Here is a 14646-nt window from a genome sequence, read left to right on the forward strand (position 1 = left end):
GATAAGATATATATTAACCATATTCTTCACTTTTGTCATTTGTAAAGGAACATATGGCCAGGTCTCGGCACCATATCTTTCTATGAGTTTGGAAGCTAGTGACAAGAGAGCCAAATGGCAACCTATGCATAAAATGCCGGCTGGCGATTTCACCTTGGAATGGTTAAAATCTGGTGACATTATTGTTTCGTATAATCGAAATGAACCCCCAATGAAATACTTAAAGGAAACTAATTTTAGTGCGAAAGATTTAAAAAAAGTTGACAAAAATATTTTAGGTTTTAGCTTGAAGGGGATTTATCTAGATCCTGAGCAGCCACCGGAATTTTATTATGTAATCTATTTTAATCCGAAAATGAAAAACTCGATTTTACTTGAACTTCATGCCTTACTTGGCCATGTTGTCTCTGCTACTTATTACTCAGATAAGAAGATAAATCCATTTCAGAACAGGATCTATAGCACTCTTAAATAAACAACACTCTGGCGGAGTATTAGTATTGAGAATGCCACTAAAAATGGTTGTTACCCGCTTTTGGTGTTTAAGTATGTATTTCAGTGGCGGTGCCTGTTGTAAATCAAATTTAGTTTGATAACCGCTGGTGACCATTTATTAAATTTTAAAATGATTTGCAACTCTGGCTAATTCCTGCAAATCAGATAAGAAAAATTTGTTCATTTGCCCAGTCAAGGCTACACTGAAAATCAGAACTTTAGCAACAAAAAGCTAAAAGTCTTTTTGTTCAAATCTAGTTTACTCAAACAATACGCAAACATTTTCAATCATCACTCAGCTTTTTTCATTGTTTTAAAATGACTTTCATAATCTATAAGATATGCAGCTTAAAATCGTAATTAGAAACCATGCTGCAATTTTTAAGTAAAAATTGTGCGAAAAATTTCTGTGAAGTATCTTCGGCGTGATAAAGAATCTTGCTATTTTTTGAAACAAAAACCAATTTATTCTAATGAGAAGCGTCATTTTTATTACGTTAATCACAATTAAATAAATATCTTAGATGCATAAAAACGTCTAAAATGAACGCCATGTCTCTAAAATTTTACCCACTATCTTTACTGATTTTTCTATTTACTATCTTTGGCATTTCCTATTCTTGGGGACGGCAAAAGATAGATTAAATAATTCTAAAGTCTTGAGATTAGCAAAACGTTTTCCTTAAAGCTGGCAATATCTTCGGCAACGATCGGTTCTTCTATATCTATTGGTTCTGAGGTTTTTTTACAGGCAGTGATTGCCATCGTAGCCATTAATAGCACTACGAAGAGTTTTTTACAGTTCATGGTTTATTTTATCTGATCAGCAAAAATAATGGCGAATCAAACGCAAATAAATCATTGCATGTTATCATATTATTAAATTAAACATAAAAAAACCTTCGCAGGTTTTGAAAGCCTTATTATAAAGATGCTGAAATAAATTCAGCATGACAGCACCTCAAATATAAATTACCCTATCGGTTGGTGTCTCACCTAAGTTGTTCGGAATATAAATAATAATTTATATGATACAGCTATGAGGAGAAATCCCTCCTAATTTAGGAAGGGCGGGGTGGTTAACCATCAGTAACAGTTTGCCTGCGCTCGTTTCTAACGAGCGCATAATAGTTTTCCGATTGTATCGTAAAATGCTAAAAAACTAAAATACCGATTGATAGCATGTAACCGTAAAATATGGTTAATTATTAACACACTTGTTAGAAACGAGCATGGGCATGGATATTATCATTATTAAATTAAACACATAAAAAAACCTCACAGGTTTTGAAACCTGCGAGGTTTGGAAAGTCTTATCAAAAAGATGCTGAAATAAATTCAGCTTGACGAGCATTTTAAATATGAATTGCTCTGTTTTCAGTTGCAGCTAAAGCAGCTTCTTTTAACGCTTCTGTATAAGTAGGGTGAGCATGGCACGTACGGGCAATATCTTCAGCTGATGCACGGAATTCCATCGCAATCACAGCTTCAGCAATCACATCCGCAACACGAGGACCAATCATATGTACACCTAAAACTTCATCCGTTGCTGCATCAGCTAATACCTTAATAAAGCCATCTGTATCCATGCTGGCTTTTGCACGGCCACTGGCTTTGAAAGGGAATGAACCCGCTTTATATTTGGTTCCTTTTTCTTTTAATTGCTCTTCTGTCAAACCAACAGAGGCAACTTCAGGCCAGGTATAAACCACCCCTGGAATTAAATTATAATTTATATGTGGTTTTTGTCCGGCAATGGTTTCAGCAACATAGGTTCCTTCATCTTCAGCCTTGTGTGCCAGCATTGCACCAGTAATCACATCACCAATGGCATAAACACCTTTAACCGAAGTTTCTAAATGTTCATTTACAGGAACTTTTTTACCTCTTTCTTCTATTGTGATGCCAATTTTATCTAAACCTAAACCCTCAGTATAAGCGGTACGGCCAACGGCAACAATACAATAATCAGCATCAAGTGAGATGGTTTCACCTTTTGGAGTTTCAGCAGTAACCGTTACGGTTTCACCATTATTGGTTGCACCTGTAACTTTATGCCCCATATAAAACTCCATGCCCAGGTTTTTCTTTAAAACACGTTGAAGTTCTTTACCCAAACCAGCATCCATAGTGGCAATGATAGAGGGTAAAAATTCTACAACAGAAACTTTTGTACCTAAACGGGCATATACAGAACCTAATTCTAAACCAATTACGCCACCACCAATTACAACCATTGATTTTGGAACTTCTTTGATGTTCAAAGCTTCAGTTGAGGTGATGATACGTTTTTTATCAATCGGTAAAAATGGCAATGCTGTTGGTTTTGAACCAGTAGCTATAATCACATTTTTAGCAGATAATGTTTCAGTAGAACCATCAGCTTTAGTGATTAAAATGGTGTTTTTATCTACAAAAGAACCTACTCCTTCAAAAGAATCTATTTTGTTCTTTTTAAACAGGTAAGTGATGCCAGCAGTATTTTGTGCAACCACATCATCTTTACGGGCAATCATCTGAGGCATATCAACCTGTAAATCTTTCAGGTTAATACCATGTGTAGTAAAGGTATGTGCAGCATTATGAAAATGCTCTGATGAATCTAATAATGCTTTAGACGGAATACAACCTACATTTAAGCAAGTACCTCCAAATGTTTTATATTTTTCAATAACTGCAGTTTTTAAACCTAACTGAGCACAACGGATTGCGCCAACATAACCGCCCGGCCCTGAACCGATAACAACGACATCGTATTGCATAATTTCTTTAAAATTTTGATTGTTCAAATGTAGGGAAAAAAGGCGGAAAGCTGAAAGTTCATTGGGGATAGTCAGTGGTTTCTAAGTCATTAAATCGTCGGTTTTAATTCAAAGTTCACAGCAGATGATGTAATTTCACGAATAATTAAATCAACATGGCATGATTTTCTGATATTAATAAATAGCTTGCCCAAAGGTGAGTAAATTGCTATTAGGATCAAGCATTGAAAATTCTTTTTGCCCCCAGGGTTTGGTTTGTAAACTTCCATCTGGATGAATCTCTTGCCGCGTATCTAATAAAGATTGATAATAGCCATCAATATCATCTGTACGAATATATAACTGACCATAATTTTCTTTCGGATCAAGTGCTTCAAATAGAAAAAAGTGAATCTGTACCTGATCTTTTTTCACCATCAGGTAGTCTTTAAAATCGGCACTTCCAATATCTGTAAAGCCTAATCTGTTTACATAAAAATTTCTGGTGATGGTTTTATCACGCATCGGTAGTTTGGGGTTAACTTCTGTAAGCATATCTTTTTTATTTCAAAAATGAATTATTTTTTCAAGACATGCACTTGATCCAAATCAGGAAATTCAATAATTTGCCCTCACCCTGCTCAGGGTTTCAGGAGAAATCTTCAGGAACGATGCAATCATTTTAACCGGAAAAACCTGTACAACAAAAGGCTTTATATTTTTCAGGTATTCATATTTTTGTAATGGATTTAATGCACTATCAAACAGATAAGTTCTATGCTTGGTTTGATCAAAAAGGCTACCCAAAGATAAGAAAGCGGGTGAGCGGGCAATAAGGCTATGTAATTGGTGCAAACTTAGCGCCATAACCTGGGCGGGTTCAAATGCCTTAATGATCGTATCTGAAGGTTTTTGTTCAATTAAACTGGAATGATTGTACATCCATTCTTTAGGTAAATGCAGGTCGATTACTTTTTCGGAGATTCCATCCTGCTGAAACTGATAAAACGATCCTGATAAAATGAAATAAACGGATTGGCAAATTTGCCCACTGTTCAGTAATACTTCGTTCTTCCTGAAAGACTTGTGCACCACATGCTGTTCAAAAATATGAAGATCATGGGATGAAAATAATCCGATACTATTGAGCATTTCCTGAGCTGACATATCTAGTTAAATCAATTGCTGTTGTACTATAAACTCCTTCGCATTGGCAAAGCTAAGGAATAACTCATCAGCTATTTTAAGTTTAAGGTGTGCCCTCACATTATTTTGAATGGCGTAACAGGTAATTCCGGCGGCCATTGCTGATTTAACACCATTTACTGTATCTTCAAAAACCAGGCATTCATCTTTCTGTAAACCAAGCCGCTCTACACAAACATTATAACTTTCGGGATCTGGTTTGCTTTTATTTACATCTGTTCGGGTAATAAATAATTTAAAGTATTTTGCCAAACCGTTGCGTTCGAAAACAGCTTCTACATCTACTCTCGGACTGGCCGTTACCACTGCAAGTGTAAGCCCCTTTTCATAAAAAAACTGAACAAATTCCAATGCAAAAGGCATAAGGGTAATATCTTTTGTTTTAAATTCTTCATAAGTTAATTGCTCACGTTTGGCAATAAAGTCGGCTAAATCTGTATCAATTTTATATCGTTCTACTAAAGTTTTTGCATTTTGAGGCAGTGGAATCCCAGCGTAATTGGTTAGCCAGTCTTTAAGTTCAAGTGTTACACCATAAGGATGTAAAAACTCATTCCAGCAATCGAAATGAAACTTTTCAGAATCTATTAATGTCCCATCTAAATCAAACAACAACGCTTTTATTTTACTCATTTTATTTTTATTAACTTATTTTTCTTATCATTTAATGAAGTGATAACAGCGTGGCCGTCTTTTCGAGAAGGAACGACAGCCCGCCCCGAATTTTCGGGGAAGCGATCATTCACATCAGCATCCTAATGTAAAGATTGCTTCATCCAATAAAAAAAATTGGTTTAGCAATAACGATTTCTCGCACGCTATAATTACTACAATGTTTTCTCAAAGCTGACTTCTTGAGTTATTACACCTATGGTTGGATTTTACTTCGAATTATGGCATCACTTCGAACAGAAAAAACTGTTGGATCTGTGCTTTACCAAAATTGTTATCTACACAAAAAATCAAACTCTGATGTCCGTTTGATAATTTAGGCCCAAATGTTACCCCTTCTATATTATCGATATGCATATTTAACGTATCAAAATCAAAAAGCAATTTCTTCGTTAAAGGTTTTGGTGGAGATTTTACAAAGGATGGATTACGGATCACATTTTCTGCCTGATTTAAATCAACCAGATAAAGCTTAACAAAAGAATGATCATCTCGCCCTTTCGCCCAGGCCCTTTCCATAACCATTAGTATATGATCGTTTATGGCTAAAATTTCTGAGATGCCGTTAATATTCCAATCGCTATCTACAGTGGGTTGAATAGGCAATGCATCAAGGTTATACGCATACTGCGCTACGTTCTTTTTGCTTTCTACATCAAATTTAAGTATTCTGGTTAAAGCTTTATTATAGCCAAAATGAGATTGTTCTCCATCTTGATAAAGAGGCTCTTCCAGGCTGGCATATAAAGTTTTAAAATGATCTGCATAAGTTAAGCCTTCAAAAAAGGCATTTTTCCGTACCCCATATTCCTGCTTGCTAAAGTGAAAGCCAGAAGGCAAGGGCACAGTATCCAAAAATTTCCCTGTAGTAGAGATGAAAGTCAGGCCCGGCTGAACCAGAGTAGTATCGGTTTTACGGAACAACCTTTCCCCTTCATTACTCCAAACCAACGTATTTTTTAAAGGATTGTAACGAACAGATTCTCCATCAGCTTTGATGTTCGTGCCATATTGATATTTAGGATATACGGAGCCATCTGCCCGAAGGTTAAAGATAACATTAGTAAATTTGATGGTGTCTATTTTATCGTTTTGAATATCAATTTTGGCCGTATAAATCCTGGCCGGACTAAATTGTGAAGGATCATCACTGATGACGTAATACTGATTGTTTTTGACATCGTAATCTATCCCTGATAAACCGCCAATAATGGTGTTTTTGAAAGTATCATTAAGCGGCAAAATATATTCATTCAGAAATTTGATGGATGAAATCGACTGATTTTTGTGATCATCAAATAAAATTCTATTTGCCGTACAGGAAGATAGCCCTGCGATAATAGAAAGGTACAAAATGAAAAATCTTAAGGATAGTGTTTTCAAACTGGAATAAGTTACGCGTAAAAGTATATAAAAGGAGTTAATAAATTCAATCAGCAATACGATTATGAATCACCTTTTACTATTTAGAAATTAGTAATTAAAAAATAAAGCCGCTTCAATGAAGATTGAAACGGCTTTATACAATATATTTCCCTTAAAACAACTTACCAATTACCCGGTAAGTAATGTGATTACCATCCACTACTTCTTCGTAATAAATATCATCAGGAGAAACAAAATACTTTTCATTTTTAATGTTTACTTCCCGGCAACCTTCAGGGAGCTGATCCATAATATCGCCAATCTGATGCGAATCAACGGTACCATTTGGTGTGTTCAATACACCATCTTTACCAGCTACAATATAAACCGTTTTGCCATCAGCATTTTGTGACCGTGTGTAATAAACCCCTTTATACTCATAATAATCAATCCCATTAATGGCCACCAATTTTGCTTCTTCAGGCAAGTTTGGAACCTCTGCACCTACCGGCGGAACAACCACTTCATATTGATTATTATTTTGCTGATAAAATAGCCCACCAGAATAATAAAACTGGTTTGCACCAAAATAGAACGGATAATAACCGTAAGGCAAAACGCCTATTCTAAAACCGATAAATGGCCTGTAGTAATTGTAGTAACTGAAATAAGGGCGATAATACGGTCTGCCATAGGCATAATGATAGCCAAAACCAGGTCTATAGCCCCTAAATCCTACACCACCTCTATAAACCGATCTGTTATATACATAGGTAGAGCGATTTGATCTAAAGCTGTTATTTGTACGTGGAGAAAATGAACCCCTGCCCGCCCCGGCAGACTGCCTTGAAAATGACCCACCCCCTCTTGAGCCGGAGAACGAACCCGATCTGCCACCGCCATGAAAGCCACCACCGCCCCTTCCTGACCTTTGCGCAGAAGCATATTCTGTGCTAACTAATGCGATCATCGCTGCTACAGCGAAGACAACAAAACCTTTGTTTAATAACCTTTTCATCTTATGTTGATTCAATTACTGATATGACGATGAAAAGAAGTAAAAGATTATCCCCAAATACATTTTAACTAAATTTTGATAAAGTGATGACGAATCCTCTTTTTTTTAATATTAACAAACTATTTACCGGATGTTTTTTCTAATCAATTTCTAATCCTCTATATTTAAATTTTATTCCTTAAAAACACTTAAATGAACTTTCCCAGATTTTTATGCCTCTTATTTTTTCTCTTTATTTCCAATAAATTACTAGCCCAGACCGATTCTGCATACGTTAGAGAAAACTACACTAAAATAGAGCGACAAATCCCAATGCGGGATGGAGTTAAACTTTTTACTTCCATCTACATCCCCAAAAATCAGAGCAAAAAATATCCTTTTCTAATTAACAGAACACCCTATACAGTTGCGCCTTATGGGGCAGACCAATATAAACTAAGTTTGGGTAATTTTCCGGCCATGATGCGTGAAGGATTTATCTTTGTTTATCAAGATGTTCGCGGTCGCTGGATGAGCGAAGGAACTTTTGCTGATATTCGTCCACAAACCACCAAAAAAGGAAAAAAAGATATTGATGAAAGCACCGATACTTACGATACCATCGACTGGTTACTGAAAAATGTTAAAGGCAATAACGGCAATGCTGGAATTTATGGGATTTCTTATCCGGGGTTTTATTCTACCGCTGCATTACCCAATTCACATCCAGCCCTAAAAGCGGTATCACCACAGGCACCGGTAACCGATTGGTTTATGGGCGATGATTTCCATCACCGTGGCACCCTATTTTTAATGGATGCTTTCAGCTTTATGAGTGGTTTTGGAGTGCCCCGTCCGCAGCCCATCACGCCAGATAAAGGCCCTAAAGGTTTTAGGTTTCCTATTCAGGATAATTACCGCTTTTACCTGGAAGCAGGCTCAGTTAAAAACCTAAAGGATAAATATTTTGCGGATAGCATTGTTTTCTGGAATGACCTCTTTAAACACCCCAATCTAGACACTTTCTGGAAAGCAAGATTGATTACCCCTCACCTAACCCATGTTAAACCTGCCGTAATGGTGGTTGGCGGTTTCTTTGATGCTGAAGATGCCTATGGAACCTTCGCCACTTATAAAGCCATCGAAAAACAAAATCCTGGAGCCAATAATATTCTGGTTGCAGGCCCCTGGTACCATGGTGGATGGGTGCGTAGCGATGGATCATCTTTGGGAGATATTTCATTTAAAAAAAAGACCAGTATTGATTATCAGCAACAATACGAATTACCATTTTTTAAACACTATTTAAAGGGAGAAGGCGACTTCAATCCTGCTGAGGCTAATATTTTTGTAACCGGTTCAAACGAATGGAAAAAATTTGCCAGCTGGCCGCCAAAAGATACCGAAAACAAGATTCTATATTTACAACCCAATGGAAAACTGAGTTTTGAAAAAGTAGGCAGAACCGATAGTTGGGATGAATATGTAAGTGACCCAAACCACCCTGTACCCTATCAGGATGGCATTCAGGCGAGACGAACAAGAGAATACATGATTGATGACCAACGTTTTGCAGCGCGCAGGCCTGATGTTAAAACCTATCAAACCGATACACTTACAGAAGATATCACCATTACAGGCCCGGTTCTGGCCAATCTGGTGGTTTCCACTACCGGAACTGATGCAGATTACGTGGTTAAATTGATTGATGTTTATCCTGAAGATTCACCAAACCCTGAACCAAACCCAAAAAATTTAATGATGGGTGGCTATGAAATGTTGGTTCGAGGTGAAATTATGCGGGGGAAATACCGCAATAGTTTTGAGAAGCCTGAGCCTTTTACTCCAGATGCTATTACCAAGGTGAATTATCCACTACCGGATGTGGCACATACCTTTAAAAAAGGACATAAAATCATGATTCAGATTCAAAATTCCTGGTTTCCATTGGCAGATCGCAATCCACAGAAATTTATGGATATTTATCAGGCTGAACCAGCCGATTTCCAAAAGGCCACACACAGAATTTATCATGACGTACACAATAGTTCATTTATTACCGTTTCAGTATTAAAATAACACATCATGAAATACTTTAAGTTCATCATATTACTCCTTTCCGCATCAACCACCTTTGCACAAGGCGATGCGAATTATGCCAAAACCCATTATTCAAAGAAAGAAGTATATATCCCAATGCGTGATGGCACAAAACTTTTTACCGCCATCTATACCCCAAAAGATGCCGCAGCGGGTAAAAAATATCCGATGATTATGCAGCGCACCTGTTACAGTGTTGCGCCCTATGGTGAAGATCAGATCCCAGCCCGTTTAGGCCCATCAGATTTGATGATGAAAGATGGCTATATTGTGGTGATGCAGGATGTGCGTGGCCGTTGGAAAAGTGAAGGCACCTGGACCAATATGACGCCAGTAATCGATGATAAAAAAACGAAAAAAGATGTGGATGAAGGATCTGACACTTACGATACCATTGACTGGCTGGTTAAAAATGTAGCCTACAATAATGGTAAAGTAGGTCAGTGGGGAATTTCCTATCCCGGCTTTTATACTGCCGCTGGTATTTTAAGTAATCACCCGGCACTAAAAGCATCTTCTCCGCAAGCGCCAATTTCAGATTTCTTTTTCGACGATTTTCACCACAACGGCGCTTTCCTGCAAAGCTATTTTTCTACCTTTCCTTTGTTTGGTGTACAGAAAAAAGATACTACTTCCAGGCCATGGTACAATAATCAAATGATCAATCCGAAAACCAAAGATGGTTATCAGTTTGCTTTAGATTTAGGCCCATTAACCAATGCAGATAAATATTATAAAGACAATTTTTTCTGGCAGGAAACCATAAACCATCCAAATTATGATGAGTTCTGGCAAAAACGAGGTTTACTAAAACACTACGGCACCATTAAACCAGCGGTGATGGTGGTTGGAGGCTGGTACGATGCAGAAGATTTATCCGGCCCGCTAAACATTTATAAAAGTATTGAGAAGAAAAATCCAAATGCCTACAATACCATTGTGATGGGGCCGTTTGGGCATGGCCGATGGAGCCGCGAAACAGGCCATACCATGCACAGCAATGTTTATTTTGGAGATAGTATTGCTACCTTCTATCAAAAGGAAATTGAATTGAAATTCTTCAACCACTTTCTAAAAGGGAATGGCGATAAAAATGCTGGTTTGCCAGAAGCTTATATGTTTGATACAGGCAAAAAAGAATGGGAAACCTTTACAAAATGGCCAGCTGAAAAAGCCACCAAGCAAAAATTATATCTAGGTGCAGATGGTAAACTCAGCATGACTGCTCCCGCCACCGCAGGATCTGTAGATTACATCAGTGATCCTGCCAAACCCGTTCCTTATACTGAAGATTTAACCACTACGTTGGGTTTCACACCACATAATTACATGAGTGAAGATCAACGTTTTGCTGGCCGCAGACCAGATGTACTGGTATTTCAGACAGATATTCTGGAAAATGACATCACACTTGGCGGAGAAATCATGTCGCACCTTAAAATTGCCACTACCGGAACGGATGCAGATTTTATTGTGAAACTGATTGATGTTTACCCTGCTGATGAACAGAACAATCCGTACATGCCCAATAAAAATATCATCTTAAGTAATTACTGGCAAATGGTTCGTTCAGAGATTATGCCTGCCCGTTTCCGCAATAGTTTTGAAAAGCCCGAAGCCTTAGTGGCCAACCAGAAAACAGATGTAAATTTCCGCTTGCAAGACGTGTTGCATACTTTCAAAAAGGGACACCGATTGATGATTCAGGTGCAGAGTACAGCTTTTCCTTTATTTGCCCGTAACCCACAAAAATTTGTTGAAAACCCTTATAAGGCTACAGAAGCTGATTATATTAAAGCCACTCAAACGATTTTTAATGACAGTTTTGTAGAGGTTGATGTGATCAAATGATGAATTAAAATATAAATTAAAAGCACTACCAACTCCCCTCTTATTTAGAGATGGCCGGGGGTGGTAAATAAAACACAAAATGAAAAAACTATTTATTCTTTTTGCGCTGGCACTCTGTCTAGGTAGTGCAAATGCCCAAATGCTGGGAAAAAACCAGGTAAACGCCCGTGCAGATACCCTTCGCGGAAAACTCACCCCTTTACGCACCTGCTATGATATCAATTACTACCATTTGGATGTTAAAATCGATATTGATCAAAAATCTGTAGCCGGAAGTAATGAATTTGCTTTTACAGCCACTCAGGATTTTACCAAACTTCAATTCGATCTTTTCTCCAATTTAAAAGTTGAAAAAGTAATTTATAAGGGAAAGGAACTGCCATTTACCCGTGAATACAATGCCGTTTTTGTAACCTTCCCGAAGGCTGTTAAGAAAGGCAGTAAAGATAGGTTTACCGTATTTTATTCAGGAAATCCGGTAGTGGCTAAAAATGCACCTTGGGATGGCGGATTTATTTTTAAAAAAGATGCTGCTGGTAATCCATTTGTTTCAGTAGCCTGCCAGGGCTTAGGAGCGAGTGTATGGTGGCCAAATAAAGACCACCAGAGTGATGAAGTAGACAGCATGCTCATCAGCATCAGCGTTCCTAAAACCTTACAAGAAATATCCAATGGAAGATTAAGGAATACTGTTGATCAGCCCGATGGCTACAAACAATATAACTGGTTCGTCAGTAACCCCATCAACAATTATGATGTTACATTTTACATTGGTAAATATGCACATTGGCAAGATAGCTATGCCGGTGAAAACGGAAATTTAAGCATCGATTACTGGGCTTTACAAGTAGATAGCGCTAAAGCACGGCCACATTGGGATGCCGATGTAAAACCCATGCTCAAATGTTTCGAGTATTGGTTTGGCCCCTACCCCTGGTATAAAGATGGCTATAAACTGGTTCAGGCACCGCATTTAGGTATGGAACATCAAAGCGCTGTAGCTTATGGAAATCAATTTAAAAACGGCTATTTGGGCAGAGATTTAAGTGGAACCGGTCATGGTTTAAAATGGGATTTTATCACCATCCACGAAAGTGGCCATGAATGGTTTGGAAATAACATCACCTCAAAAGATATTGCCGACATGTGGATTCATGAAGGTTTTACCAATTATTCGGAAACCCTTTTTACAGAATGTACGGATAGCAAAAAATCTGGCGAGGAGTATGTAATAGGAATCAGAAGAGGGATTGAAAATGACAGTCCTATAATTGGCCCTTATGGTGTAAATAAAGAGGGATCTAGCGATATGTACCCTAAAAGTGCTAACCTGATCCATACCATCCGCCAGTTAATCAATGATGATGAAAAGTTCAGACAAATTTTAAGAGGCCTAAATAAAACCTTCTATCATAAAACAGTAACTACTGCTGATATAGAAAACTATATAGCTAAGCAAAGCGGATTAAAGCTTGATAAAGTTTTTGACCAATATCTTCGTCACTCAGCCATTCCGGTTTTGGCCTATAAAATTAATGATGGTGTGCTATCTTATCGTTGGATAACCGATGTAAAAGGCTTCGATATGCCTGTTAAGGTAACTTTAAAAGCGGATGAATATACTTTAATCAAACCATCAAATGATTGGAAAACGATCAAAGTTGATCCAAGTATAACGGCAGATAATTTTAAAAGCGATCCTCAGTTTTATATCAAAACTAAAAAAGAGTAATCGAAAAATAAATTAACCAATACTCAGAAAATTCAAAAACCCGTTGTAACTGCAATGGGTTTTTCTTTAAAAATCTGATCCGCTGTGCAACTTTTTTATATTTCTACCGTCTTATAAACAAAAACGCATTCATATCTTTTATAAGTGGCATTTTAATAAACTAAAGATTCATATCAATGAAAAAATTATTCACCCTTTTATTTGCAACACTTACTTTAACAGCAAGTATAAATGCAATCGCCAAAAATCCAACCAGTATTACATCCTCTAAATACAGCGATGATGAAAGAGAAGTAGAAAACTTTAATGGTATTGCCGCAGCCGGGCCAATTAATGTTGTGGTTACCTTAGGCAGTAAAGAAAGCTGCCGTTTAGAGGGAGATGCTGAAGCTATTGCCTCCATCATCACTGAAGTAAAAGGAAATATATTAATCATCCGCCCAAAAAATAGCGTTACCAGCTGGTCTAGAAAATACGAAGGAAAACAAATTACGGCTTATGTTTCTGCTCATGAAATCGCTAGCCTAACCATGAGTGGTTCTGGAAACATGGTGGTGAATGGCAAAATCAGCACTGGTGATTTAACCACCACATTAAGCGGATCTGGAAGCATCAAAGCAAATGCTGATGTAGATAACTACAATGGCGTAATTAGTGGTTCTGGCTCATTAAATATCACGGGCAGTACAGATCGTGCTAAAATTGTGATCAGTAGTTCAGGAGCATTTGAAGGAAAAAGTTTTTCATCGCATACTTTAACCACTACAATAAGTGGCTCAGGAACAGTGAATATAAAAACGGATCAATCCATTAAGGCAGTGATTAGCGGATCAGGCAGCGTAAATTATTCAGGTAATGCAACCGTTGATAAAACCATCATCGGATCAGGAAGAGTAAGAAAAATATAACCAAAAATATTTGGAAAGAAAACGCTTGTAAGAAATTACAGGCGTTTTTTTTAACCATTATTTAAAATCCCGATTAAAAACTTTATTCTATCTTGCTAAAACCTAATTACAGTTAGCAATTTTTACATTATGTTAATAGAAACCATAAAGCTACTTTTCGAAAGAGACCTTAACAGACTTAAAATCGAAATTGAATCCTATAAGGATGAATCTAAAATTTGGCTGGTAGCGCCAAACATTGCTAATGCCGCAGGTAACCTATGCCTTCACTTAATAGGAAACCTCAATACATACATCGGTGCAACATTAGGTGGCACCAACTATGTTAGAAACCGCGAACTTGAATTTTCTTTAAAAAATATTCCTCAAAAAGAACTTATTAAAAAAATTGAAGAAACAATAACTGTAGTTAACGAATCATTAAACAGCATTACGCAGGAAGAAATTGAAGCCGAATATCCAATATTGGTATTAGCAGAAAAAACTTCAACAGCATTTTTTCTTGTTCACCTAACCACACATCTAGCCTATCATTTAGGCCAGATTAATTACCACCGAAGATTGTTAGATAATGCATAA

The 14646-nt window shown here is 37.2% G+C and carries 12 protein-coding genes; 6 read left to right on the forward strand and 6 right to left on the reverse strand.

Annotated elements, in window-relative coordinates:
• The first annotated feature begins 82 nt into the window (after positions 1-82).
• Positions 83-475, forward strand: coding sequence for a hypothetical protein (locus AN34_RS16880; protein ID WP_157263345.1), 393 nt, complete (start codon positions 83-85; stop codon positions 473-475).
• 1375 nt (positions 476-1850) lie between these two features.
• Here AN34_RS16880 and lpdA read toward each other — a convergent pair.
• The 6 genes from lpdA to AN34_RS16910 form a co-directional block, all read right to left on the reverse strand.
• Positions 1851-3257 carry a dihydrolipoyl dehydrogenase gene (gene lpdA / locus AN34_RS16885; RefSeq protein WP_029287288.1) on the reverse strand — a complete coding sequence of 469 codons (1407 nt, stop codon included), beginning with the start codon at positions 3255-3257 and terminating at the stop codon, positions 1851-1853.
• Between the two features lie 174 nt (positions 3258-3431).
• Entirely contained in the window at positions 3432-3791 is a 360-nt protein-coding gene (locus AN34_RS16890; RefSeq protein ID WP_029287290.1) for a VOC family protein, read from the reverse strand.
• 63 nt (positions 3792-3854) lie between these two features.
• Positions 3855-4403, reverse strand: a complete 549-nt coding sequence (locus AN34_RS16895) for a Crp/Fnr family transcriptional regulator (RefSeq protein WP_029287292.1) — start codon at positions 4401-4403, stop codon at positions 3855-3857.
• Positions 4404-4409: 6 nt separating this feature from the next.
• Positions 4410-5075, reverse strand: a complete 666-nt coding sequence (locus AN34_RS16900) for an HAD family phosphatase (RefSeq protein ID WP_029287294.1) — start codon at positions 5073-5075, stop codon at positions 4410-4412.
• Positions 5076-5333: 258 nt separating this feature from the next.
• Positions 5334-6497: an esterase-like activity of phytase family protein gene (locus tag AN34_RS16905; RefSeq protein WP_197285554.1), complete on the reverse strand. Its 1164-nt coding sequence runs from the start codon at positions 6495-6497 to the stop codon at positions 5334-5336.
• A 154-nt stretch (positions 6498-6651) separates the two neighbouring features.
• Positions 6652-7497: a DUF6515 family protein gene (locus tag AN34_RS16910; protein ID WP_029287298.1), complete on the reverse strand. Its 846-nt coding sequence runs from the start codon at positions 7495-7497 to the stop codon at positions 6652-6654.
• 192 nt (positions 7498-7689) lie between these two features.
• Here AN34_RS16910 and AN34_RS16915 point away from each other — a divergent pair, with 192 nt between their 5' ends.
• The 5 genes from AN34_RS16915 to AN34_RS16935 all read left to right on the forward strand — a co-directional run bounded on the left by AN34_RS16915 (position 7690) and on the right by AN34_RS16935 (position 14646).
• Positions 7690-9555 (forward strand): CocE/NonD family hydrolase, encoded by a 1866-nt coding sequence (locus AN34_RS16915; protein WP_029287301.1) that lies wholly within the window; start codon positions 7690-7692, stop codon positions 9553-9555.
• Between the two features lie 6 nt (positions 9556-9561).
• Complete coding sequence (locus tag AN34_RS16920; protein WP_029287303.1) at positions 9562-11427, forward strand: CocE/NonD family hydrolase; 1866 nt, start codon at positions 9562-9564, stop codon at positions 11425-11427.
• Positions 11428-11506: 79 nt separating this feature from the next.
• Positions 11507-13159 carry a M1 family metallopeptidase gene (locus AN34_RS16925; RefSeq protein ID WP_029287304.1) on the forward strand — a complete coding sequence of 551 codons (1653 nt, stop codon included), beginning with the start codon at positions 11507-11509 and terminating at the stop codon, positions 13157-13159.
• 176 nt (positions 13160-13335) lie between these two features.
• Positions 13336-14067 (forward strand): head GIN domain-containing protein, encoded by a 732-nt coding sequence (locus AN34_RS16930; protein ID WP_029287306.1) that lies wholly within the window; start codon positions 13336-13338, stop codon positions 14065-14067.
• A gap of 129 nt (positions 14068-14196) precedes the next feature.
• Positions 14197-14646 carry a DUF1572 family protein gene (locus tag AN34_RS16935; protein ID WP_029287308.1) on the forward strand — a complete coding sequence of 150 codons (450 nt, stop codon included), beginning with the start codon at positions 14197-14199 and terminating at the stop codon, positions 14644-14646.

This window comes from Pedobacter sp. R20-19, assembly GCF_000708265.2.
GTDB lineage: Bacteria > Bacteroidota > Bacteroidia > Sphingobacteriales > Sphingobacteriaceae > Pedobacter.

What these genes read in the sequence shown, in the direction of transcription:
- AN34_RS16880 (WP_157263345.1), top strand. Translation starts at nt 83, where the DNA reads ATGAGTTTGGAAGCTAGTGACAAGAGAGCCAAATGGCAACCTATGCAT.
- lpdA (WP_029287288.1), bottom strand. Translation starts at nt 3,257, where the DNA reads ATGCAATACGATGTCGTTGTTATCGGTTCAGGGCCGGGCGGTTATGTT.
- AN34_RS16890 (WP_029287290.1), bottom strand. Translation starts at nt 3,791, where the DNA reads ATGCTTACAGAAGTTAACCCCAAACTACCGATGCGTGATAAAACCATC.
- AN34_RS16895 (WP_029287292.1), bottom strand. Translation starts at nt 4,403, where the DNA reads ATGTCAGCTCAGGAAATGCTCAATAGTATCGGATTATTTTCATCCCAT.
- AN34_RS16900 (WP_029287294.1), bottom strand. Translation starts at nt 5,075, where the DNA reads ATGAGTAAAATAAAAGCGTTGTTGTTTGATTTAGATGGGACATTAATA.
- AN34_RS16910 (WP_029287298.1), bottom strand. Translation starts at nt 7,497, where the DNA reads ATGAAAAGGTTATTAAACAAAGGTTTTGTTGTCTTCGCTGTAGCAGCG.
- AN34_RS16915 (WP_029287301.1), top strand. Translation starts at nt 7,690, where the DNA reads ATGAACTTTCCCAGATTTTTATGCCTCTTATTTTTTCTCTTTATTTCC.
- AN34_RS16920 (WP_029287303.1), top strand. Translation starts at nt 9,562, where the DNA reads ATGAAATACTTTAAGTTCATCATATTACTCCTTTCCGCATCAACCACC.
- AN34_RS16925 (WP_029287304.1), top strand. Translation starts at nt 11,507, where the DNA reads ATGAAAAAACTATTTATTCTTTTTGCGCTGGCACTCTGTCTAGGTAGT.
- AN34_RS16930 (WP_029287306.1), top strand. Translation starts at nt 13,336, where the DNA reads ATGAAAAAATTATTCACCCTTTTATTTGCAACACTTACTTTAACAGCA.
- AN34_RS16935 (WP_029287308.1), top strand. Translation starts at nt 14,197, where the DNA reads ATGTTAATAGAAACCATAAAGCTACTTTTCGAAAGAGACCTTAACAGA.